Here is a 23,090-nt window from a genome sequence, read left to right as displayed (position 1 = left end):
GCTTGTCCTCCATGCGCAGTTCGTTACCGGCTGGCGTGCGCAGAATGTTCTGGCTGCGGTTGTCGCGGCTGACGACGTCGGGATATTCAGAGTCGTGGAAGGCGTGGGCAATATACGGGCGGTCCGGGTCACCGCCGTCAAAGGCAATGCCAACTTCGGTGCCCTGAATCAGCGGCGCGTGAAAGCCGTAATCTCGTCCGGCGTAGGGTTTTGCCATCCCTACCGCCAGCTCTGAGTCGCCGGTGCCCAGCATGCTCCTGTCGTTGATGTTTGCACTGCCCATCAGCACCCAGCGGTCGTCAACGATCATCAGCTTGCTTTGCACATAAATCTGCTCACTAACCGACTCACCGTGGTCGCGCAGATTCCGCAGAATGACGCAGGCATAGCTCATTTGTAAATCAATGTTCAGAGTGGTTAGTGTTGCATTACTCACGAGGACGATTAACGCCGTTTTACCGAAGCAACAATGCGTTCAGCCATTTTCTCCAGCTCTTTCTTATCCATTGGTGGACGGTCTTTTGCCTGTACGCTGTACTGCATAACGTAAATCAACAGGTCAGGCTGCACGTTTCTGGCGTTGTGATTGCCACGCACATACGCTGCGTAGCCATAATCAACGCGGCCATCACTGAATTCCGCCATCGCGAAAGTCCCTAAACCTTTACGCCCATCCATTTCAATAGTGCGCCACTTTGGACTAATCAAATCCTTATAGACTGAACCCCACTGATATTTGTGCTCCCAAAGGTATGTAATGAAATCTTTTTCACTCTCATTTTCCGGTCGTATGAATCCATCGCTGGGTTCCTGTCCCAGATCCTGTATGAATATAGTGACATCCGGATGCTCTTTCAGACGGTATGTCACCGCCATATTATGTGGTTCCTGACCGGAATCATTGGCAATAAATCCGTAAGGGATGCAGAAACCTTGCTTGGTTGGTACTTCATACAACTCTCGTGGACTAAAGCGGCTTAGTAACGATTTAACTTCTGGCTCTTTTTTATGCCACTGGTTTTCTGCGGTTTGTGATTTATCCTCTTTATATTTATCTTTCAATGGCCAGAACTGATACAGGCGATTACCACTATTAGCCTGTATGGTATAACCTCTAATTTGATAAATAGTAAATGCATTATTATATTCTTTTATCAAAAATCCATATAGACGGCGAAACTCATCATCAGGCGTTAGTGGTTCATGAAGGACTCTTAAATCTTCTATTTCTTTTTCCCTACTTGATATGGCAAGGAATTCATAATCACCTCGGATTTTTTCTTTGTAAGCTGAAAAATCAATTGACTAAGTAGATTTAGAGGAAACCCCCAGCTTATATTGGCCATAATAAAATTCTGAAAACTGTGCCTGAACTCTATCATTACCATTTTCATAAACTGCATCGCCGAATGTAATCACAGGCTTTCGTGTCCGCTGAATTAATACACCATAATCACTTTTAGGCTCTCTGGGAGGATGAGTGAGATTTTTAACGGCATACAAAGCAATTTCCAAGCCTTCGGGAAGTTCCATCTGATAATAGCCAACACATTCGTTCTTCCACTCCTGTCCCACAGCATCAGTTGAAATCAAAGAGCATAGTGCCAATAGTGGATAATATATTTTTCTCACGAAAGCCTCTCTTCATTTTCAACTATTTCATTCATGGAAATTTTGGACTCATCACTCCCTAAGAAATCTCTCTGTGCAATTAGTCTCATATTGTATGGAATAAGGTTATCTTCACCGGATGTCCAACCTGTTGACAGAGCCGTGAAGTATCCCTTTATTTCATTAAGTCGATGCCGATTCGCGAATGAATTACTGTTATAAGAATGCCAAAATATTTCCGAAAACGGCATGTTTTCTCTATCGGTTAAGTTGTTACTTTGATTAGCTGTCATTACTGGCCAAATTGACGCTGGCACGTCCCCGCCTTCTTGTGAAGGACTAATATCATCAGAATAATTTTCTCCTGTTCCCTTTTTTGGCTTGGGCTTGTTACGGGGGATAAAATTGAATACAGCATCAAAAATCCGGGCATTATCTTTCGCGATCGCCTGAATCTTCTCCCAGCTTGCTCTCCATGCCGGCTTATCCAGTGCCTCTTCACACTCGGCCGCCGCGCTACCCATCCATTTACGCCAGGCATTCTGGCGCAATTCACGTGCGAAGTTACGACACGGCGCAGGCGTGCCCGTTCCGTCAAGATCGTTGAAGCTGTGCGCCGTATCGGCGATGGTTACTGCCAGTTCAGAGTCGCCGCTGCCCAGCAGGCTGCGGTCGTTAATGTTTGCGCTGCCCACCAGCACCCAGCGGTCATCAACGATCATTAGCTTGCTGTGCACATAAATCTGCTCAGTAACTGGCTGGCCGTTGAGTTCACCGTGGTCGCGCAGGTTCAGCAGTGTGACGGAGGTGTAGCAGGCCTCAATATCGATATTTAGATAGCTGTCGTCGCAGCCTTTCTCTAGTTCCAGAATGCGCCGATGCCACTCTTTGCGTGGTACCTGTTTTTCTTCCAGTTGTTGTTTCACCCACAGGCTGCAACGGATGCGGTTGAGTAGGCTGTGCGAGTCAAATACCAGCGACTGCCGCGTCAGGTGGATTTGCGACACGATGGTCGGATCGTCGAGTCTCCCCTCCGGAAAGACCGGCAGCATGTCCATTTCCGTTCTCAGCATGAGGAATTCCGGATAGGATAATTTGACAAGCAAGAATTAGCCTTTGGTTCATTTTGATAATTCAAAAGAGTCATATCCTTGGTTGCCAGGATAAAAAAGAGAGTGTTTTTCCCCATAAAAAAATCTAATAGAGTCATATGCTAAAATCTCAGATGTTCCATAGTATGGGGAAGGTTTGAATACTTTATTACCTCTACCGTCATAAATAATGAAAAAATAGTCTTCATCTTTGATGTATTTGAATAATGACATAGGGGAGAGTATTTTTATGCGGTACACGACAACTTTATATTTCATATCAGGACTGGTTTCTTGAAATACTTTAGTATATGTTGGCCTTATTATTGTTGACGGAAAGAAAACCCATGCAATAAATAATAGCGCTGCAATGATTTTTATTGCAGTTGACGCCCTCATAACTTTATTACCTTATCTTTTGGAAGAGCTTCCATCCATAGTACATCTGATAAAACAATGAAGTCCCCGCCAGTGTTATTTTTTTCTTGCCAACGACGAAAATCAGAATTAAATATGGGTACGAATCCTGAGTAATTTCGAACTAGTACTCCCCATACTCCAGAAAGGTATGTTGACATATAGAATGCTGAACTCTTTTTATCCAAGATGCGATCTTTACTCCAAATTCCTAGAGGTTCGGGATTTCCGTCATCATCCACGAAATCGTATGAATCTTTTAAATAGAAACCTATTTTGTCGACTATAAATGTATTATCAATTATGTTTGTTCTACCTCTAACACAAACCTTTAATGTGGTGTTACCCATTGCACCATACCATTCATTTATTGTGTCAAGTTTATTTCCAATCTTCATAATGTTCACCTGGGCATTAGCATCAAGTTCTCGAATGCTATCCGAATAACCTAGCGTTTTTTCATTGTTTTTATTTATATTTCCTTTGGATATTTGAAACTTCAGCCTCTCAATTCCTCTAACACTTTTCCATGTGCGGCGAAGTTCATTTACTCCTTTTTTAACTTGGCCATTTTGCATTGCCCAAGACATTTTAATAATATCGCTATTAACTTGTGCATCAGGTAAGTTTGTAGCATCATTTTTCAAAGCTGCTCGTTTTGATTGTTCAGTAAATGCGTATGCTGGACTTATGCTAAACCAATGCCGCATAAGTTTTGCGGCCACACTCCAATTCATTTTATCCATCGCATCAGGAATCATATCAATATGAAAAAACTCCACCTTAACTTCTTTAGTCTTTTTATTCGTCAAAGTTGAAGTGGTCGTAGTGGCTAAAGTCATTATCTTACTCCTGCTCTTATTTGATACACATAATCGAGAATTATTATTTCTTCCAGGTCTGTTTTAACTTCATGCGTCAATGCCTGACAGCTCATTCCATTAATACTTCCTGTCTGTGTAGTTATTCTCCATGCATAGTCAATATTATCGGCACTTGTATTGCTATCAGTCACTCTGAAGCACGCTGAATTCAGTCCACATGAGAGAACTGGTAATGCAGACTGCATCGCTGGAATGTTTACTTCCATCTCCCGCGACACCGCCTTATGCGTGCGTTTGATTTTCCGCAGATACTTCGCCTCGGTGCCGTACTCAATCCGCCCGGCCTCCAGCTTCAGATAGCTGCCGCCGCTAATCAGCACGATGCGCTTTTTACCGGCGAACAGGATGTCCTGCTCCGCGCTCATACTAAGTTTTTTCGCTGCCGTGATTTTCATCGCCGCGTTTTGCGCCTCAACTTTTATCGGCCCTTCACCCGCGATCAGGCTCAGCTTCTCTTTATGCGCAAACAGTCCGATCTTTTCGCCCGCCATCAGGTTAACGTTGTCCATCGCACCGGCGCTGATGTCACCGCCCGCGTTGAGGTGGATATTCTCCGCCGCCGTCATCTGCAGGTGCTCGCCGCTGGTGAACGCCACGCCTTCGGGTGCGGAGAAGTGAATCAGCTCGTTCAGCGGCTGCAGGCGTTGGCTGAGCATCTCGCGCTGCACGTTGATATCGACAATCAGCGCATCCACCTGCGCCTGCACCAGCTTGAGCTGCTCAATTTGTTTAATCGCAATCTCGATTTCACGCAGCGTGGTTGCCATGTCCAGCACTTCGCCCGCGCCTTTAGTCTGACCGTCGGCGGTGACGAATAGGCCTTTCGCCACGCGTATCACGCCGTGCTCATCGGTGTGCAGCTCAAAGCCGCTGCCGCGCGGTTTGTCCTGCTTGTCGGTGATGTGGCCCTGATTAAGCTGGGTTTTGCCATATTCAGTAGTGAGCGCGATATGTTCTTCGCCACGCTTGTCCTCCATGCGCAGTTCATTTCCGGCGGGAGTGCGCAGAATGTTCTGGCTGCGGTTGTCGCGGCTGACGATGTCGGGATGTTCAGAGTCATGGAAGGCGTGGGCAATATACGGGCGGTCCGGGTCGCCGCCGTCAAAGGCAATGCCGACTTCGGTGCCGTGAATCAGCGGCGCGTGGAAGCCGTAATCTCTGCCAGCGTAGGGTTTCGCCAGCCGCACCCACACATAGCTGTAGCCGGATTCGCTGAACAGGCGGTCAACGTCCAGCTTCACCCGGTAGCGTCCCGTCTCGTCGAGATGGGCGTAAATATCATCGGCGTTACGACTTTCAATCCGCGCCGGATGGGTTCCGACAATCTCCGGGCGCGGCACTGCCGCCGGACGGAAGCAGAAGTGTTCGCTGTACGGCATGCCCCAGACCGAAACGTGCAGGCGCGAATCGCGCGCGGCGATAAAGGTCACCAGCGTCATCACCACGCCGTTCTGCAGCGCACGGATAGCGTTGCCCTGCGGCTCCAGTACCGCGCCCGGCTTCAGGTGTGAGGCGTTGCTGAACAGATGCACGTAGTCGGCACGCTTCAGCTCGCGCTCGTGGGCGATGCGCGCATAGAACCGTCCTGATTCGGTTTCATCTTCTTCACCGGGATTCAGGAATGGTCCGGGGTAGCGATAATATTCGCCGGTGGTGCTGGCACCGCTGCTCACCGCCGCATCAGCGTCGCCGGGTTCGCCCGCCTGGCGATAGTTGTAGTCGCGGGTCTTCACGCTGCCGGTGACCACGTTGTGCCAGGTGCGCACGCCCCACACCGACTCGCGTGCGCCGTCGTGCAGTCCGGAAAGCTCGGCGTACGGCAGCGCCATGTCAAACTGATAGCCCTGCTGCGAATCAGCAAAAATCAGCATTTCCTGTTCGGTAACCGCGTTCATCCCGGAACGGAACCAGATGCCGACCTCCGCCAGAATGCGCTGCAGGAACTGCAAATCACTCTCCTGCCACTGGGTAATCAGCTCGCGCGCCGGGTATTCGCGCGTCAGGCGGAAATCAAAATCCGGCCCTTCGAAGTCGTGCTGGCGCAACAACTGCTCCGCCAGCTCCGGCACGCTGAGGTTCTGGAATATCCGGCTCTCGCAGGTTAGCTTCATCAGCGCAAGGCGTGATTCAAGAAAGACGCGATAGTGCGTCTGGTCGGCGCTCTGTCTCAGCCACTCCATGCGGGTGATGACGCCGTGCACCACCTTGCCGCTGCGCATCGTCAGGGTGGCGAATTTGTTCAGCAGTTCGTCTTTAACCGGCACATCGGTGGTGAACTCGATGTCCCAGCGGAACGGCTCGCTCAGCGCTTCGCGACCGCGAAAACGCAGCACGTCGGGGCGCACAGCAGCGTTGTGAATATCAAGCTGATACAGATTCTGCCCGCTGAAGCGGGATAGCCACTTGTCCATGTGCTTACTCCTTAACGGGCAGCAGAGTCAGTGTGCCTTCGCCCAGCTCAATTACGCGGGGATAATCCGGGTCCAGATCGTTGCGTGTAAGCAGTAAACGCCAGCGGTTATCGGTGAGATCCGGGCGATTAAACAGCGCCACCACCGCAACAGATTTCGCCTCGGCATGCATCGGCATATTAAGGCTGACGCTGCCCTGCGGCATCACCAGCAGCGATTTGGACTCCAGCAAATCTTCTTTCAACACCTTATCGCCATCGCGAAGCAGCGAAGGATAATCCGCGCTTTCCAGTGCCTTGCTGTCTTTCAACTGATAGACGCGCACCATAGTTGCCAGCGGGATTTGGTCGCCGTCGGCGTTAGCTGCTTTGCGCGGCGTGAAATCGAGGTGCAGCACCTTAATTTTTTTGTAGAAGATCGATTTAGTGACATCGACGGTGCCATCGGTCACCGTTTGGGTCAGACCACATCCGGCCAGCAGGAAAAAGGCCGGGATCAGTAATACTCGCCATCCACGTAAAACTGGCATGATAATTCCTTGTATGCAGATTATTCGAAACGGTAATGTCCGCTAGTGGCCGCTTCCCGGCCTGATGATTGCAACCCTTCATAACATCCCAGACTGACAGTGAGCGTTTGTTGCTGATTGCTCAGCTTGCCCTCTTTCAGCCCCAATACGCCGGTGCGTCCCAGACTGATGCGTTGTGACTTCGCCAGGCGTGGCTCCGGCAAAAGGGTTAACGGGATAGTGAGGCGCAATCGCGCGTCACTGCGGTAACCGAGATAAACACGCATCAGCACCAGCAAATCGGTATGCAGATGACCGCCGGGCAGCCAGCTGCGCGCTTCCTGCTCACTGTGCGTAACGAGGGAAACCAGCACGCGGCTGCTAGCCTCCTGCCCGGATTTTCCTAACGTGGCACGTTGCGCCAGGTTGACGCGATTATTTGCGCCCAAGCCGCTGCGCTGCGCGATTTGCACTTTGACCGGATCGTGCTCGCTGATGGTGGCCTGCGTTCCCGGAGCCAACAGATTCACCAGCGCGCGGATGCCTTCCGCATTGCGTGTTGGCAATCGCATAGTGCCGAGCAGTGCCAGAAAACGTGAAACCGGCGTTGCCACATGCTGCGCAGTGCCCGGAATGCCCAATCCCACCAGCCCAAGCAGACATTGCGAAGTCTTATCTGCACCACCGGCCTCAAACGTTGCCGGATAGGCATGTTTGCGCCAGATGCGGTAATACTGCGTGGTGATGCGGTGGCTGAAGATATCGAGAAACGCCGTCAGCGATTCATGCCCTTCACGCCGCTGCGCGATGTCATCGAGGTACGATCCCGGCAGCGGCGAATCGACGCCGTACATACCGAGAAAGGTGGTGCGGACCGACGGCGGCAGCGCTGGATTGTCGTCATCAAACTCAACCGCACGCAGTTCGCTAACAGGAAAGCCCATGCCCGGCCACGGACGAAAGCGCACCGGATCGTTAGCCGGATGGCAGGTGGTACCCAGCAGCGGCAGATCGGGATTATCCTGCTCCAGCAACTGGCAGTAGCGATAGAAATTCACCCGCCAGATGTCGTCTTTCAGTTGTGCCGTCAGCCCGGTATGTGCTGACTGTGATTCTCTCGCCATTGCAGTCGTTTCCCTGTCGGTTGCAGCACCAGCGTCAGCTGATTAAAAAGATGGATGTCCGCATAGAGCGAGAAGAAGCGGTGTAGCATTTCACCAAACAGGTTCACGTCGCCTTCACCACTGAAGTTATCCGCATTCAGCGTGATTTCGATATCCACGCCTCGCAGCATAAAGCCGCGCTCGAAGCGGCGGATCAGGCTGTGTTTCACCGCCACAATCGCCTCCAGACGGCGACGGTTCATCTCATCGTTGGTCCAGTCATAGAGCGCCAGCGTGCCGCGCAGCACTTCCGGATTGTCCATCATGCTGAGGAAGTTGGAACCAAGATGGCTCATTACCCGCCAGTGGAAGCGATCGGCTGCAGGCGGATAAAGCGGCAATGTCGGCGCAGTCAGATTCAGCACCGACACCGGCACTTTGCCCGCTTTCACCACGCGATCCAGCAGCGTACTTTCCAGCGCTTTGCGCGGCAGTTGACCGTTGGTTCCGGTGATGCGAATCGACAGTGATTCAGGCTTTTCGGCCAGCTTGTCGATGTCAAACGAGCGACCGCCAAGGATAATCCAGGTATCGTGCATGCCAGATGCGCCGCGCTTCACGCGCGTGTGGAAATAGCGCTCCGGCGCATCGTGGCGCATCATGCCGCCGCGATGGCGGAAACTGGTGAACGGCACGTATTGGCTTTTGCCATTTTTCATCGCGCCGTGAATATCATCCACGCTGTAAATTTCGGTGTGACCATCCTGCAAACGCAGTGGCCGCAGCAGATATTCGGTTTCCAGTGGATTGAGTGTCAGCGGATCGGCCTCCAGGCTGAACAGGTTAATCACCGGCGCGCAGTGCAACTGAAAGTTCTCGGTCTCGAACGGCAAATCCGCTGACCAGGTTTCACTCAGCACAATGTCGATTTCAAACCAGGTGCTGTCGGCGTCCAAACCAATGCCTTCGATCCCGCGCAGTTCCAGGAACATAAACTTCTGACGAAAGCTGAAGTATTCCAGCAGCAACTGATAACCACTGAAGGCGCTTTCGCCTTTCGGCCATAGACGATCAGCATCGTCGAAACCCATCGGCTTGCACCAGCCATCAAACGCATTGCGCTCCGTGTGCGTACCCGCGTGACGGGTGTACATCGCGTGTACCTTGCGCGTGAGTGCCAGATGCAGCGCCGAGGCTACCGGGCTGTCGGCATTAAGATATACAGAGACTTTATCCATGCCCGCTTTGCTCCAGTCGACTTTTGCCGGGCAGTCAAAGCGCAGGCGAATGGTTGAGCGTCCGTTGGTTTCGGTATGCAGTCGCGCATCAGCCAGGTTCAACGGCTGCAAAGTCAAATCACGCGTGGTGCGATACTGGCAGGCAGTTTTATGCTGCCCAACCGGGCGCGATAACACCGAGAATTCGGCTGGCAGGATTTCGGCCTGGCGCAGCGTCTGCCACTGCGGATTAAACGCCACCACGGAGAGTGACGGAATGGTGCGCATGTAGTGCGGCCAGAGCAGGCTAACCAGCCCTTCGGTCAGTTCCGGCAGGTCGTCGTCGAGCTTTTCACGCATACGTCCCATTAAAAACGCAAAACCTTCGAACAGGCGTTCAACGTAAGGATCGCGCGCACCGTGTTTGTCGAGGTTGAGCATCGCCGCGCGGTCGGGATGGGCGCGGGCAAACTCTTTGCCGGCTTCGCGCAGATAGCGCATCTCCGCCTCGTAATAGCGCAGGGTTAAATCATCCATGTGTGAATTCCTGGTAAATCGGTGTTAATTGCTGGCATGGTCGCCATGAATGGCGACCCTACGAATGATGCGGTGTGATTTTTAATTGCAGAGCACGAAGGCTCGGGAAGGATCGATTTGAATCATCGCGGCAATCAGCTTGTCCATTTCCGGCGTGAGGCGGGTTTTGTCGGTTTCGCTGCGCGATGACTTCATGCGCAGCAAGCGCAGGCGACGGGAATAGACCTCAAACATCAACGCCGGCTCCCATTCGATCACCGTCATTTGCGGTGCGCTGTCGCTGAGTTCACCCAGCAGATGCAGCGCCATTTCATTGCGACCAAATTGCTCAGCGATGCGCGCCATCACCAGCCGCATCAGCCAGCGGCTGCGCGCGGAAGTGGTGCCCGGTCGGGTTTGCAGCCAGGCCAGCGCGGCTTCAGGCCCTTCGCTGTCACCTTTGGCCATCGCTTCCGCTTCCAGCGCCAGCACGTCATCCGCATCACTGTTAACCATCACCACGGCTTCTTCACCAAATCCGCTGTTATTGCCCCTCACCTTCTCATTGATCCAGTTCAGCGTCACTTCATCGGCATACGGCGTGCCGTCATCCCAAGCGAGTGTTTCGAGTCCTTTAAGACGATCCAGCAGCAGCGCCAGATCCGACACCACATAGTCTGCGTACTGTTCCCACGGCGCTCCCGCGCGGGATAATCCCTGCCACAGATACCACTGCACATCGAGGCTGAAGTGATTCACGCCCTCGCAGAACATCTGTGATGCGTACTCCACCAGCTCAATCCAGTTTTGTTGCATATAAAGCCGTTTAAGCTGCGCACGGTATTCCGCTTTCGGCGGTGGCAAACGCGTGCAGCTGTTGGCATTCATTGGCGGGATGACATCGACGGTGTCCCAGCGCAGGGTTTTCATCAGACGGTGCGAGGCGAGCCAGCCCGCCGGTTGTTTGCTGAGCCACGCGGAAAGCAATTTGCCCTGATCCAGCAAATCGCGTCCGGATTTCACCGCTGACAGCGTCAAACTTGATGGTTGCGCGGTTGTACTGACGCTGCTGCTGTTTTGCGGCAACATCGCGTCGCTGCCGCCAGAACCATCCAACCGCTGCTTTAACGCGGTACACAGGCCGGCAAGCACAGGTCGCTCATTTTCCGGCAATCGTTGCGTCAGTTCAGACAGTTTCACCAGCGCTCCGGAACTCAAGCTAGCGTCTTCCGGCACCACTTCCGGCCAGCGCGCCAGCACATTCAATACCTTCTCGCTGTTCAGCCATTCAACTGCTGCCTTGCGCGCGTTGGCGCGCTGGGGATGCAACTTATCGCCAAATCGTTCCACCATCGCGCACAGCAGCAGCAAGCCCTCAGCCAACCCTTTTTCACCGTCGTTGACTAAGCGGGCGAGGATATACCAGGTGATAACGCGGATATCTTTGACGTTTTCGCACAGTAGCGTTTCCGCTAGCTGGCACAAAAGATCGGCATCCATCCCGGAGAGCTTATTGATCTCGTCGCGCATCGCCTGGAAATCATCTTCATAAGCCGGATCGTCACCGGTTGGATTGCTTTCACTGAACGGTGCTAACCAGTTCTGCCATAGCGCCATTCCGGCACTGATATTACGCGCGGAAGTCGCTCCAGCGCTGGCCTGTAATCGTTGTTCTGGTGTCATTATTTTTCCCTGTCGTGTCGACTATTATTCATGGAGCGGTGCGGCTTCTTCAGGCACTACTGCGTCGTTAATGGCGTTAGCATCCACGTCGAAAATATTTTCTGGCAGGCTAAAACCCCGCAGCTTCAGTAACGCCAGAGGCCCTTCGCTCAGCTCACTGCGCAGAATAAACTTCAGCGCTTTGCCGTCTGACGTGTTCCACGTTAGCTGGCTGCGGCTGCTATCCAGCGGTGTTTTCTGTGCTTTCTCCAGTAAACGAATCCAGCCCCAGTTGCCCTGATTGTTTTGATACAGCTGCATGCCGCTGCTGGTGACCGTCTGCCACGTCAGATTCGCGCCGGGATAATAGGTTTCGCCCGGCCAGCGGAAGCTTTGCCAGCCTTCCATCTGATTGAAGTAATCCAGCTTCTGCTCATCAATGGTCATCTGTACGCGAGCGACGTCCTGCGAAGGCCGCGCCATTAGCTCGAAACGTAAACCGGCATCACCTTGTGAAAAGGCAATGTCGGCAATCGATGAGAGCTGATTGATCGCCGCAATAAAGGCCGGATCAACCTGCATGCCCTGACTGGCAGAAGGATCAACCACCCAGCGATTGCCTTCCTGATGCAGAATGCCGCCGAGATTAGTTTTCAGGAAGGTCGCAATACGACCGGAATCGGCACGCACGAAGTTGGCCAACAATGGAATCGCCGCATCGCTGCCAGTGGCTTTAAACGGATAGCGTCCGGCAAATGCGGTATTCCACTGCTGCACAATGGTCGACTGCCAGCGTGCATTCAGGCTGTCCGCCGCCGGGGCCAGCACCTGGCGCCACGCCAGATCCAGCGGCTGCACAAACAGGGCCTGACCAAAGCCGCTCCACTCCTGACCGAGGCTGGCAGCGACTAAACTGCCATAGTCGCGCGTATCGGTAAGATCGATGGATTTGCCCTGAAACACGGTTTGCGCGAGCATCTGCGCCATCGCTTGTGGATCTGGCGCGCTGGTGACCTGTTGCAGCTTAAGTCGAACCTGCGTCACACGCGCCAGCCACGACTGAAAGCTGAGATTGCCGTTGCTGCCAGTGCCGTCTTTGCCTTCCATTAGGCTGGCAAGTGGGCCGAAGACGCCATCCAGCGGGCCTTTCGGACCTTGTGCTTGTGAGATCAACTGTTTAGGTTTCTTCTCGCGGCTTATCAGCTGTTTTGCCGAGTCCACCAGCGTATCCGTCAGTGCTTCCGACTTCTGACCGGTTTTCCCCTGCCAGGCCAGCGTGTTCATCAGCGCCACCAGCGGCGACTGACGCACATCTGCCAGCTGATTTAGCTGACCAATTGCTTCGGAGAGTGAAGTTGCATCCTGCCACTGAATGCTGTTCACCATGTTCAGCCAGACATTGCCGAAATCAGTGAAGTAACGTTCGGTAAGGCGCTCTTTCAGCGCTTCCGGAGAGGTTTCGCTGCCTGGCTGATGCATTTTGTCGGTCAGCACCCAGTCAATTTCATCGCGACGGGCGTTAACCACATCCTCAATCGCCTGCTTAACCTGCTCTTCCCATGCCTGACGCGTAAACATGCCCGGCACTATTTCATCAGTAAAGAACAGCGTAGAGGCGTCGGTGTCGCCGGTCATGTCCGCCAGCGATAAATCTGGCCAGTTACGCGACACGCGCTTGAGCATTGCCTGATACAGCCCGGATTCAGCATTGCGCTGACCAATTTGCTTCAGCAAGATCTGGCGCACGGTGCTGGTCAGTTGACTGTCAGGTTTGATTTTCCATTCAGGGTGCTGCGGGACGTTCTGCGCCCAGAATCCCAGTAGTTTTGGTGCAAGTGTTTGCCATGTTGCTTTCTGCACGCCTTCGCGCTGCGGCCAAAGTTGCGGAGTGTTTTTCGCCAGCCACTCCGCATCGGCTTTATCCGGTCGCGCCAGCATCAGATACCCTTTCAACAGATCGTAAGTGTGCTGCGTGCCATTGAGTCGTTCGCTGCTGGCAGGTGGAAGGCGGACAAAATCGTCGAGCTGCGCTTTCAGCGTTTGTGCTGCCACATCACGCATCAATGCATTATTGACGCGCGCATAAATCGGCCACAGTGAAGTCAGCGTTTCGGCATCCTGATTGAGACCGAAACGGGTATACCACGGCGCGCCAGTTTTCTGGCGATGTTGTAGCCGGGCAATCGCCTGCTGCAATGCCATCTGGTGCTGCAAGCGATCGGTCAGCGGTGCGCGATCATCTGCCGCTAAACGTGCGGTTTCCTGCGCCTGATAAATCTGCGTGCGGTTCACTGCTAGCGACAACAGCGTTCCGGCGAACCACAAGCCCAACACGGTAAACAGGGCAAAGCGGGCGATGCGCATCCAGTCAGTGGAAAGTTTACGTGGCCGCACAGCAGCGCAACTTTCGGCTAATGTATCCCAGAGGGTGGCAGCACTGAGAATATGCGGATGATGATCCTTCACAACGCGCTGTGGCGTAAACATCACGCCACTCAGACGATAATTTGCCGGGCTTTTTTTCAGCGCGCTGATGGCCTTATTGAGATCGTTACCCAGCTTGAGTTGCAGACGAGACGCCAGATCGAGATGCCAGTCATTGCGCGTGTCTTCCAGCGATAACAGGGTTCCATGACTACGCAGGCGCGGGATCAGTTCTTCAATCAGCGAAGCGGCGCTATTAGCATCCGCATCCGGCCCAAACATTGCGGCAACCGGGTTTTCAGCATCAATATGCTGCGGCCAATGCGTTGGCTGATTCAGCCACAACCAAACGGGTGCCTGCCAGCCGAGCACGCTGTCAGCTTTGTGCCGGTTGCGGGCAATCACATCACACTCGTTTAGTCCCGGCAGCGCATCACCATTGACTATTGCCAGGATGCCATCGACCGGGCGGCGAGAGCGAAGCTGTTTCAGCTCTGCGAGCAGTGTGGTATCGGGTTCTAACTGTGCATCACCGCCGTAAACCAGCACGAAACCTTCGCCTTCCTGCCAGATATCACTAGTGAGCGCGGGAACAGAAGCCTCAACATCAGCTTTACCGCCCTGCACCAGAATGATGTTGACCTTGCGCTGCCAGCGGCGGCCAAAGCGAAAACGCAGATGCTCTGCCAGCGTTAATGCGCTGAAGGCTTTTTGAGTAAGCGCATCATGCGCATCGACGGAATCATTGGCACCAGCAGCCCGCTGCTTATTCTTCTCCATTGCTGCCTGCACGCCGGTTTTACCTGAACGGCGAAACAGGCTTTCCACCGTCCAGCCAATCAGCAGCACCAGCACCATGGCAACCGCCGCCCAGGTGAGGATGCGCAAACCGGTAACCGGCGGAATTGAGGTGGCCGCTTCAACCATTTCCGGAAAAGCCCAGAGCAGGAATGAGATGACGATAATCAGTAAGATGGCCCCGGCGACGCACGGGCCAATAATGGTTTTATTTTTTGCTTCAGACATTCCCTGTTAATCCTTTCTCTTCCTGCTCTTTTCTTACCACCATGACCCAGACCTCATCGCTCTCAGGCGCTGATTGACAGGCGATGGCCTGCGCTTCTTCAGCTTCAAGAGCCGATTGCGCCAGTGCGATCATCAGCCACGGCGCAGAGATATGGGTGTAACCAATAACGGAGTCAGGCACTGTAAGATCATCCGTCATGCTGAATGTAACTTTGCAGATATCGCAGGCATTGCTCCACGCCGCGCCCTGCGTTACGGCCTCACCGGTGATCCATGCACCGTTGAGGTTCTCCGCTTTCAGGTCTGCCCACAGCACTGCGCGTTGCAGTGTTTTATCCAGCCCAGCAAATGAACCCTTTTCGGGACGGTGCAGGCGCGCAGCATCCGGATAATGGTGCGAAGCCCGATTCGCTAATACCAGGGCGGTAAAAGCGTCGGCGCCGCCATTTTGCGGGGATTCGGGCAGATGCGCTGATATCGCCACCAATATGGCTGGCGTATCCATCGTGCGATCCAACCAGTTATCCAACCCGGCCATGCCGTTTTGGGTGATGCGGTTGAATGGGCGATGAGACTGCTCATTAAGGTGCTGAAGAATCAGTTTTTCAGTCTGAGATTCTTCAGCGATGTCACTGTCAATCAGCAACCAACAGGAGAGATCTTCACGCAGCGGCGCAATCACGTCTGTGATGCGACGGGTTAGACGTTCAATCGCTTGTTGCGCAGCGAACTCACGATTGGGCAGCGCGGCATATTGAATGGCCGCCACTTTGCCGGTTGGAACGAAACGCTCGACGACGGGAAATGCGGTTTCGATGGCATCGACAATGTTGGTTGCACGTTGTCCGGAGCGAATTTCAATCCCGGCATCGAGAATCCAGGCAGGAAGCTGGCCGCGCTGAGTTTCTTGTTTTATTAATTGTTCGCGCTCGATATCCCACGATTGCGCACCAACCTGATGTGCCTTATAAGCCACGCGGCGAAAGCTAAATATCAGTCCCCACAGACAAAGCGGCAAGCCGATAGCCGAACACCAGAAGATGAGACCCGCCCGGTCTCCATGCCAGAACCAGGCAACGATTGCCGCACCAAGGAGCAGCACAACCGCCAGAAATATCAGCCAGCGGCGCGTGTCAGGACGTTTCACTTTTGCCGCTTTTTCAGGAATGGCATCCAGCCAGACGGGCATCTTCAGCCTACCTTAGCCGCTGCAAACGAGCTGATCAGCGTGCAGCCGCAGGCGCATTTGTGCCCCTGGAAAGCGACGGGAATATCGTGATCTAGATAGTCAGGATTGCCTTCAACGATGGTGGTTAGACCGTGGCCCTCTTTTGGACAGGAAACCTGGTCGCCTTTGCGAGCAACGCCGATACCGCCAACCAGCATAGTTTCAGAGCCGGTCAGAACCTGACCGCCGTGCGTGGTTTTATCGCCTTTGCGGATAAATGGGAGCATGTTGAAAATCTCGGGGTTAGCATCAAGAAATCATTAACTAATAAAACTGGAATTAAATTTCATTGTTAATTATAAATTACTTTCGGATGAGAGATGTATATTAAATAGCAAAAACAACATCACTTCCAAATACAATCATCACGATCGGTATTGTAAGCATCAACATCCTCATTAAAACTGAAACCATTTCCACTACTGCCTTTATAAATAAAACTATAATATCTTGCTCCCTGAGACATAACTTCATATTTCCCGTTAAGTTTTCCATCAATTACCTCTAGCCAAGTAAGGATTCTTTCCACTGGCCTTCCCCCTTCAACCTCGCCTTCAGTTTTGCTTATAAAAACTAATGGAACTGAAGAAATTGACTTACTGTATTTTACATAGCCTAGTGCGGTTCCATCATCGTAAATTACAACGTACTTAAGTTTTATTTTATTATTTTTAGATGCAAAACAAGAGATATTCCTTTCAATCTTTGCAGCGACACTGAATATCATCAAGGATAATATAATTACAATCATTCTCACGAGTCGTGGCTCCCTCTTATTTCTTGCGCTTATTAAAAATAATCACATGAGGAACAGACATATTGGCTTCAACAAAGGGAGCGTGATCAGTTATTGTATATGTGAGAAGATCGCTATTGATTTTAATAGTCGCCTTTCCTGTGCCACCAAAAGTACTTTCAAATGTTATTTGACCAACGTTATTAATAACGGTCCCTTTAACATTGACCTCATCTTCACCTGCACAATCAATCCGATTCCCAGAGTTAGTTACAAAGCAGTACCTACCAAAAACTTTACCACTATCCTCAAAGAGTACTAAACTCATCAAATTTGAACCATACTCATAGTCCCAATCACCAGAAAATTCAGCCATAGCATTAAAAGACAGGAAAAATAATATAAGTAATGGAAAATTCACGTTGCACCCAGCGCTACAGCTTTAAATAAAATTAAGTTGATTTTTACGTTATAAAAGAGCAAGTAACTTTCACAAAATGTCGCAAAAATTAATCCACCCTAAAACATCTCTTTTCTTTCCTGTGTACTTAATCTTTAACATGGAGTTTTATACTCTAAAACCTCTACAACATCCCCTTTAATGAGATACGGTCTATTTTTCCTCTGAACATTATCATCATCAAATAAAAACACCTTTTCGTTCTCAATTGCCACCTTAACCTTTCCGTCAAGATAAAGATTATTTGGACTGAGTAGTTGCTCTGCGTTTAGCTTCGTGAAGCTCTCATTATTCAAGACCGAACTCTTAGAGCACAAAACCATAATCGTTGCAGCTTGAGAGTCATCAATAGCTGAAAGATTTATTTGCTTGCAAGCTGACAATATATGAGGAGTAGGTTCTGATGAAAAAATAAAAGAATAGATATCTCTAGGATAGCTCAAAACTAATGAAACTACTTCATCCGATTTTGTTGTCAAGGCAATGCTGGATCTATCAAGGTCAGCATCAATTAATGAGTTATTACTATATGCAATTCCTTTTGAACCTTTATAGTTTAAAAAATAACTTTCACCGTTTTTTAGTAATGACCATTCATTAATATTAGCCTGAATTTCTGGAATCACACCAGACACTCCAAAAAATGAGCACGTTAAAATAAATATTAATTTATAAATAAAACAACGCATACCACCCTCTATCAGAAATAAAAACCAACCTTCATGGTGGTAAAAAACACAACACCAGGAAATCGGGAAATTAAAACCTCAATGACTTTCAAAGTACAATTTTGAAATTGTTTTTTTTGTTTTTATCAAATCCCTTATCAATACCATAATCAAAAAATAGCGAGTCTTTTAAAATAAAGCCCACTCCATAATAATAATAAATATCCTTGCTGTATTTATTACAGCAGTCTTCTTTTGAACTAAAGATTACTTGATTATCAATATAATCATATTCAAATGATCCATTGGCCTTAGATAAAATTTCATCCTTGATAAAGCCATTTGTTGTTGAAATGAATACTACTTGGCTTCCATTATTTGGCCGGATGTCAGTTCTTACTACCAAATCATAAAATCCATCATTATTTAAATCAAAAAAATCCAACTTCGGTTGATCAATGGAATCAGTTATAATTAATTCATTATTTTTCTCTCCAGCGCTAACTATCAATTTGTATGTACCAGAATCATCATCCTTGATACTAACACTTGGTATTTGACCTTCCATGAAGGAAGTATCAAATCTTAAGGCTATCGGAATGCACTTATCGTAACACCATTCACCTTGATAAATGTTTTTATTTAGCGTTAGTGTAAACACAGCGCTTCCATTTATTAATTTCTCATTGAGAATCAACTTATTGTTTTTTTTGACCCCTGTAATATTTATGCTTTTCTTATACCGATCATACATATAACTGCCTGAAACCATTTCGCCATCAACATTGAGATACATGGTAACTTCACTTTTACCTAGGGTTCCTTTATAAACAGTGGATACTGTATATGTTGCGTTGGAAATATCACTTGCAGTTGAAAAGTGAGAAACAAAAATCAACATCATAATAAAGATTATTTTCATTCTATCAATCACTCCAATCCTGAAACTCTGATTGCAGAACAGTTACTCATGATGCAGGCGGGTAAAGAACGCACCGAATTCCACTTACGACCGATGTGAATATCAATAATGCACTCCTAACCGGTGTTGCTCTGGCCCGACGTCAACTGAATTTATTTAACATTTATATTATTGATATAATTTCTAATTGAACCTGCATTTTTGTAATGAAAAGGATTTGAATCAGCATCACAACCAGCTAACTTTGGGTCATTAGAGATTAGCTCATTATTTTTAAAATAACCCTTTTTATCATATGAAAAAGCAACAATACGATAACATGTATTATTGGCGCTTTTATCCCAACCAATCAAACTCACTAAATTCATTTGAGAACCGACTGACATAAAAAAAAGTGTTTTACTATCAGGAAAAACACCCCATTTCAAACCAAATGTGCTAAGGATCTGTTCACCATCCTCTTTCTCAATTAGCAATTTCAAATCATCAGAACTCACAATCTTAACGAATGTTTTGTCCACTCCTTTCACCTTAAATGGACCATTTGAAATAACTTGTTCAATTAAATTGTTATTTTCCTTACCTCCACCATCACAAACAGAGGACTGAAGGGATATTGGATAGACAAAATCCCTTTGATTAAAAGTTGTATAATATTTAGCGAAAACCTTCTTAAGATTTTCATTAAAATAGTAAAACTCATTTATCTGCATGCTTCCATCACCGGTTGATGAAGACATACTTAGCCTTACACCTCGGACTTTACCCCAAGGACAAATGAAGTCATAATCACCACTAATATTAATGCTCGTTGCATTACCCTCTAAAGGTATAGGTATGGTTTTCGCTTTATTACCATCTATCACATTAAGATAATAGTAATCAACACCATCAATTGATCTTGCATTTTCACTGATACTGAACATTGCTGCATGGGAATTAAACGAAATTAAAGCCAGCAGTAAAAAATTAAAATAACGCATCAAAAACCCTTTTACTTAAGAAGTTGTTTAGATTATTAAATCTGTCATCATAATGATCATCATATTTATTCACAATGGCTGTAATTGAATATGAAATCTTTTTAGTAACTCCTTTATCCGCAAGCTCTGGAAGACTATTATGATCCCAAAAAAACAATGCTGATCGCGTTGCATACTTAGCTTCCAATAGCAAATCAGGATCAGATTCAAAGTCCAAATCCCCTCCCCACTTTTCAGCATGATACTGGGTAAATGAACGATAATTGCCACGGAAAGTGAGTTGTTTCATTCCTCTACCTCTGTATTTCCAGCCATCTCCACTTTCAAAAGAACCATTACTGGTTCTATCAGCATATGCTTTATTCTCGATATTTTGTGGTTTAGCAGATTGTTGATTAGGAATAAAACCATCATCATCAGCTTCAGAAGGATGTAATTTATAATATGCAAATTTAGCCTTAAGGACATTTGGTCTGTAATTGAAGTTTTCAATAAGATTAAATGAAGGCCCAACCTCCTGAAAAACCTGCGCAATAAGATGATAAAGTCTGTTCCTCGTATCTATCTTCGAAGTTTCAAAACTAAGGGTTAACTCTTCAGAAACAGAATCAAGAATAGAGTCTGGAACTTTTATATTATCAGTCCATATTTCTCTTAGCATTTCCCTTGTTACTTTCAAGGGACGCTCTATACATTTTAAAAACCTGAGTGGATGCATATGCCATATCGGATTACCACCCTTAAATGCATCAATCTTACTCATCCACTCATCCACTCATGCCCGGACTGCCATTTAGTGCAGTAAGGTATTGAGAGCTTGTCCAGTATTTTATAAAACCCTTTCCAGCGTTCTTCGGATGGTCCACCGATCCATTCGCTGTGATGTTTAATCACCACGCGATCAATAATATTTCTGACCTGTGGGTCACGACGGCTCAACGCGCGCCTGATTTCATCGGCACTGATCTTGCCATCCTTATTTTCATCCAGCTTGCCCATCATCGTGCGGTAATAGTCCGGCACGCGGGCGGATAAGGGGCCTGAATTATTTCCTTCACTGACTTTCGCGACCTGACCAAACGCTTCAGATACCCAGCCTTCCATAAAGGTGTGCATGATATCGCCGTCGCTGTCTTCTGCTAGCGGATAGAATCCCTGCTTCAGCAAATCATATTGCTCTATCTCTTCAACGTCTGCCTGTGGCATCCAGCCATTATCACTGACTTTAAACCACCATTTTCCTGAGGCATCTTTAACGGGTGAAGTGCTCTCTCTACTCATCAGTGCACCGCTGGCAAGCGCGACCTCTGAAGCAGTGAAAGCCGGAGGATTGGTTTCACCATTACGCAGGTGCATTTTTTTACCCGCAATGGTGCGAACCAGTTTTCCACCGGTGGTAACGGATGCGGGATTGGAGAGAAATGCAGGCATTTTGCTGTCTGTGCTTACCACTTCCAGATGGACAAATCTTTCCTGCTCGACCAGTTGCCCAACGCCGGGTACTTCATTGAGTCCCATGAAACCGACCGGCGAACCCGCTGAAACCTTCCAGACGTCACTGCCATCGGTATTAACGACGCTGTTGAAAACGCCTTTCGCCACGGCATGATTCATCCAGCCCGGCATCAGGTCATATATTTCGCCGTTCCGCTCCATCAGACCCGCATCCAGCGTGATCCAGTATTGTTCTTTTGAAAGCTTTCCGTCTTTCAGCAGCCGCGACAGGCCAAAAGTAAGTAGCTTAGTTTCCCGGCTTCGGGTGACATAAAAGCGCCCGGTACGCGAAACGACAAACCGGTCGCCTTCATTAACCTTAATTCCCCCGACAGCCGCTGGCGCATTGTAAGCAGCGGAATATTGAGGACTGCTTTCAGCTTCCGGCACACCATAGTTGCCTTTAATGTATTTCCGCACGGAAATACCGTTGTGTCCCGCTGAAACCTTGTAGCAAGGCGATTTGGGGTAATCCTCTACCGCCGCCAGATGCATGTAGAGCGAATAGAACTCCAGCCAGGATTCATTTTTTGCCGGATCGGGCTGGCACACGGATTTAACCAGTACGAACGAGGAACTGAAACGCAGTGGTTTGCCGCAATATGGCGCGGTCTGATAAACATCATTTACCCGGTAGGCAACCACGGTTCCATCTGCCATGAACTGCAGCGGGATAGGATCGCTGTCATTTTGTGCATCTTTATTCAGCGCCGAAAATGGCTGAGTAATGTCACTGATGTGAATGCCGCCGTGCCACAGGCCGTTAGCACCTAAAAGCCAGGTGCCGTGCGCTTCACTGTTAATCAGGCTCATCACCTCATCCACTGACGTGAACTCTTTGCCATTCAGATCGCGAATGGGAAAACAGATTTTCATAATGCTTCCTTAGCGGGAAATCAGTCCTTTACGTTGTTCCGGTACCGGCGCAATTTCAGTTTCGGCGAAGTGCATCTCGGCCACATCCAGCGAACTGCCGCCCGCCGGTATCAGATACTGCGCCACGTTCATAATCATCGGCCCCTGCGAGCCGTGCTCGACGCCTTCGCCGCTCAGCTTCAGGTACGAGCCGCCGCCGTTCAGCGTCAGCGTTTTCGGCGTGCTGATGACGATTTCATCTTCCGTGCTGGTTACCGTGATGTGTTGCGCGGCGTTGAACGTCATCGCATTGTGCTGCGCCTGCATCAGCACCTCGCCCTGGTTGGCAATCATCGTCATCGCGCCGGTGTGGGCGAACAGGCCGAGCGCCTTTTCGGCGGCCAGCGACAGGTTTTTCATCGCGCCGGCGTCAAGGTTGTGACCGGCATTCAGCATCGTGTTCTGGCTGCTGGTCAGCTGCAGATGCTCGCCCGAGGTCAGCGCCACGCCCAGCGGCGCGCTGGCCAGCAAGGCGGCAGACTGCAGATTCTTCAGCCGGTCCGACAGCAGGTTTGCCTGCGTGCTGATGTCACCGGTCAGCGCACCGGCGGTTTCGGCGGCGCTGGTGAGGGCCGCCATCTGATTATTGGCGTTCGATATCTGACCGACCGCCGCCGACATCTCCAGCACCTCGCCCTGCGCCTGCTGCTGGCCGTGTGAGCTCAGGAACAGGCCGCGCGCGGCGCGCACTGCGCCGTATTCATCGGTGCGCAGCTCAAAGCCGGTGCCGCGCTGTTTGCGCTGCGAGTCCACCAGATGCCCCATGTTGAGCTGGCTTTTGCCGTACTCGGCCGCCAGCTTGATGTGCTCCTGC

Annotated in this window: 21 protein-coding genes and 1 pseudogene; all 22 read right to left on the bottom strand. The window is 49.8% G+C overall.

Translation table 11 applies throughout. The features are described 5' to 3' along the window. Positions 1-223: pseudogene (locus PMI17_RS25340) on the bottom strand (phage baseplate assembly protein V); the annotation flags it as partial. Positions 224-444: 221 nt separating this feature from the next. Next, a complete protein-coding gene (locus PMI17_RS06475) occupies positions 445-1,158 on the bottom strand; it encodes a T6SS immunity protein Tli4 family protein (protein ID WP_238541534.1) in 714 nt (237 codons plus the stop codon). A gap of 147 nt (positions 1,159-1,305) precedes the next feature. Further along, the gene (locus PMI17_RS25690) at positions 1,306-1,632 is read right to left on the bottom strand and encodes a hypothetical protein (RefSeq protein WP_007887258.1); all 327 of its coding nucleotides are present in this window, start codon (positions 1,630-1,632) and stop codon (positions 1,306-1,308) included. Continuing rightward, positions 1,629-2,684: a phospholipase D-like domain-containing protein gene (locus PMI17_RS25115; RefSeq protein WP_007887257.1), complete on the bottom strand. Its 1,056-nt coding sequence runs from the start codon at positions 2,682-2,684 to the stop codon at positions 1,629-1,631. The genes PMI17_RS25690 and PMI17_RS25115 overlap by 4 nt, the downstream gene beginning before the upstream one ends. Positions 2,685-2,732: 48 nt before the next feature. After that, positions 2,733-3,101, bottom strand: a complete 369-nt coding sequence (locus PMI17_RS06465; RefSeq protein WP_036620425.1) for a DUF6201 family protein — start codon at positions 3,099-3,101, stop codon at positions 2,733-2,735. Then, positions 3,098-3,961: a DUF6402 family protein gene (locus PMI17_RS06460; protein WP_007887256.1), complete on the bottom strand. Its 864-nt coding sequence runs from the start codon at positions 3,959-3,961 to the stop codon at positions 3,098-3,100. Before PMI17_RS06460 ends, PMI17_RS06465 begins: the two co-directional genes overlap by 4 nt. Beyond that, the gene (locus PMI17_RS06455) at positions 3,961-6,414 is read right to left on the bottom strand and encodes a type VI secretion system Vgr family protein (protein ID WP_007887255.1); all 2,454 of its coding nucleotides are present in this window, start codon (positions 6,412-6,414) and stop codon (positions 3,961-3,963) included. The genes PMI17_RS06460 and PMI17_RS06455 overlap by 1 nt, the downstream gene beginning before the upstream one ends. 4 nt (positions 6,415-6,418) lie before the next feature. After that, positions 6,419-6,943 carry a type VI secretion system lipoprotein TssJ gene (gene tssJ / locus PMI17_RS06450; protein WP_007887254.1) on the bottom strand — a complete coding sequence of 175 codons (525 nt, stop codon included), beginning with the start codon at positions 6,941-6,943 and terminating at the stop codon, positions 6,419-6,421. Positions 6,944-6,963: 20 nt separating this feature from the next. Beyond that, the gene (gene tssG, locus PMI17_RS06445) at positions 6,964-8,046 is read right to left on the bottom strand and encodes a type VI secretion system baseplate subunit TssG (protein ID WP_007887251.1); all 1,083 of its coding nucleotides are present in this window, start codon (positions 8,044-8,046) and stop codon (positions 6,964-6,966) included. Then, positions 8,010-9,779 (bottom strand): type VI secretion system baseplate subunit TssF, encoded by a 1,770-nt coding sequence (gene tssF / locus PMI17_RS06440; RefSeq protein ID WP_007887249.1) that lies wholly within the window; start codon positions 9,777-9,779, stop codon positions 8,010-8,012. Before tssF ends, tssG begins: the two co-directional genes overlap by 37 nt. A gap of 81 nt (positions 9,780-9,860) precedes the next feature. Further along, on the bottom strand, positions 9,861-11,441 hold the full coding sequence (tssA, locus tag PMI17_RS06435; RefSeq protein ID WP_007887248.1) for a type VI secretion system protein TssA: 1,581 nt from the start codon (positions 11,439-11,441) through the stop codon (positions 9,861-9,863). Between the two features lie 24 nt (positions 11,442-11,465). Beyond that, a complete protein-coding gene (locus tag PMI17_RS06430; RefSeq protein ID WP_007887245.1) occupies positions 11,466-14,870 on the bottom strand; it encodes an ImcF-related family protein in 3,405 nt (1,134 codons plus the stop codon). Beyond that, positions 14,863-16,059, bottom strand: a complete 1,197-nt coding sequence (locus PMI17_RS06425; RefSeq protein WP_007887243.1) for a hypothetical protein — start codon at positions 16,057-16,059, stop codon at positions 14,863-14,865. The genes PMI17_RS06430 and PMI17_RS06425 overlap by 8 nt, the downstream gene beginning before the upstream one ends. Before the next feature lie 2 nt (positions 16,060-16,061). Continuing rightward, positions 16,062-16,325: a PAAR domain-containing protein gene (locus PMI17_RS06420; protein WP_007887241.1), complete on the bottom strand. Its 264-nt coding sequence runs from the start codon at positions 16,323-16,325 to the stop codon at positions 16,062-16,064. 119 nt (positions 16,326-16,444) lie between these two features. Further along, positions 16,445-16,855, bottom strand: coding sequence for a hypothetical protein (locus PMI17_RS06415; RefSeq protein ID WP_157178871.1), 411 nt, complete (start codon positions 16,853-16,855; stop codon positions 16,445-16,447). Positions 16,856-16,871: 16 nt separating this feature from the next. Continuing rightward, positions 16,872-17,255, bottom strand: a complete 384-nt coding sequence (locus tag PMI17_RS06410) for a hypothetical protein (RefSeq protein ID WP_036620414.1) — start codon at positions 17,253-17,255, stop codon at positions 16,872-16,874. A 134-nt stretch (positions 17,256-17,389) separates the two neighbouring features. Next, on the bottom strand, positions 17,390-17,920 hold the full coding sequence (locus tag PMI17_RS25335) for a hypothetical protein (RefSeq protein WP_157178870.1): 531 nt from the start codon (positions 17,918-17,920) through the stop codon (positions 17,390-17,392). Positions 17,921-18,071: 151 nt separating this feature from the next. Continuing rightward, entirely contained in the window at positions 18,072-18,896 is an 825-nt protein-coding gene (locus PMI17_RS06400; protein WP_157178869.1) for a hypothetical protein, read from the bottom strand. Between the two features lie 140 nt (positions 18,897-19,036). After that, positions 19,037-19,867, bottom strand: a complete 831-nt coding sequence (locus tag PMI17_RS06395; protein ID WP_007887229.1) for a hypothetical protein — start codon at positions 19,865-19,867, stop codon at positions 19,037-19,039. Beyond that, on the bottom strand, positions 19,854-20,630 hold the full coding sequence (locus tag PMI17_RS24440) for a hypothetical protein (RefSeq protein WP_007887228.1): 777 nt from the start codon (positions 20,628-20,630) through the stop codon (positions 19,854-19,856). The genes PMI17_RS06395 and PMI17_RS24440 overlap by 14 nt, the downstream gene beginning before the upstream one ends. Next, a complete protein-coding gene (locus PMI17_RS06390; RefSeq protein WP_238541533.1) occupies positions 20,627-22,174 on the bottom strand; it encodes a hypothetical protein in 1,548 nt (515 codons plus the stop codon). The genes PMI17_RS24440 and PMI17_RS06390 overlap by 4 nt, the downstream gene beginning before the upstream one ends. A gap of 72 nt (positions 22,175-22,246) precedes the next feature. Beyond that, a partial coding sequence (locus tag PMI17_RS06385) for a type VI secretion system Vgr family protein (RefSeq protein WP_007887225.1) occupies positions 22,247-23,090 on the bottom strand: 844 nt, incomplete at its 5' end.

Source organism: Pantoea sp. GM01 (genome assembly GCF_000282675.1).
GTDB classification, from domain to species: Bacteria; Pseudomonadota; Gammaproteobacteria; order Enterobacterales; family Enterobacteriaceae; genus Pantoea; species Pantoea nemavictus.
This window is presented reverse-complemented; position numbering and strand designations above follow the sequence as displayed.

What these genes read in the sequence shown, in the direction of transcription:
- PMI17_RS25115 (WP_007887257.1), bottom strand. Translation starts at nt 2,684, where the DNA reads ATGCTGAGAACGGAAATGGACATGCTGCCGGTCTTTCCGGAGGGGAGA.
- PMI17_RS06465 (WP_036620425.1), bottom strand. Translation starts at nt 3,101, where the DNA reads ATGAGGGCGTCAACTGCAATAAAAATCATTGCAGCGCTATTATTTATT.
- PMI17_RS06460 (WP_007887256.1), bottom strand. Translation starts at nt 3,961, where the DNA reads ATGACTTTAGCCACTACGACCACTTCAACTTTGACGAATAAAAAGACT.
- PMI17_RS06455 (WP_007887255.1), bottom strand. Translation starts at nt 6,414, where the DNA reads ATGGACAAGTGGCTATCCCGCTTCAGCGGGCAGAATCTGTATCAGCTT.
- tssJ (WP_007887254.1), bottom strand. Translation starts at nt 6,943, where the DNA reads ATGCCAGTTTTACGTGGATGGCGAGTATTACTGATCCCGGCCTTTTTC.
- tssG (WP_007887251.1), bottom strand. Translation starts at nt 8,046, where the DNA reads ATGGCGAGAGAATCACAGTCAGCACATACCGGGCTGACGGCACAACTG.
- tssF (WP_007887249.1), bottom strand. Translation starts at nt 9,779, where the DNA reads ATGGATGATTTAACCCTGCGCTATTACGAGGCGGAGATGCGCTATCTG.
- tssA (WP_007887248.1), bottom strand. Translation starts at nt 11,441, where the DNA reads ATGACACCAGAACAACGATTACAGGCCAGCGCTGGAGCGACTTCCGCG.
- PMI17_RS06430 (WP_007887245.1), bottom strand. Translation starts at nt 14,870, where the DNA reads ATGTCTGAAGCAAAAAATAAAACCATTATTGGCCCGTGCGTCGCCGGG.
- PMI17_RS06425 (WP_007887243.1), bottom strand. Translation starts at nt 16,059, where the DNA reads ATGCCCGTCTGGCTGGATGCCATTCCTGAAAAAGCGGCAAAAGTGAAA.
- PMI17_RS06420 (WP_007887241.1), bottom strand. Translation starts at nt 16,325, where the DNA reads ATGCTCCCATTTATCCGCAAAGGCGATAAAACCACGCACGGCGGTCAG.
- PMI17_RS06395 (WP_007887229.1), bottom strand. Translation starts at nt 19,867, where the DNA reads ATGCGTTATTTTAATTTTTTACTGCTGGCTTTAATTTCGTTTAATTCC.
- PMI17_RS24440 (WP_007887228.1), bottom strand. Translation starts at nt 20,630, where the DNA reads ATGAGTAAGATTGATGCATTTAAGGGTGGTAATCCGATATGGCATATG.
- PMI17_RS06390 (WP_238541533.1), bottom strand. Translation starts at nt 22,174, where the DNA reads ATGAGCCTGATTAACAGTGAAGCGCACGGCACCTGGCTTTTAGGTGCT.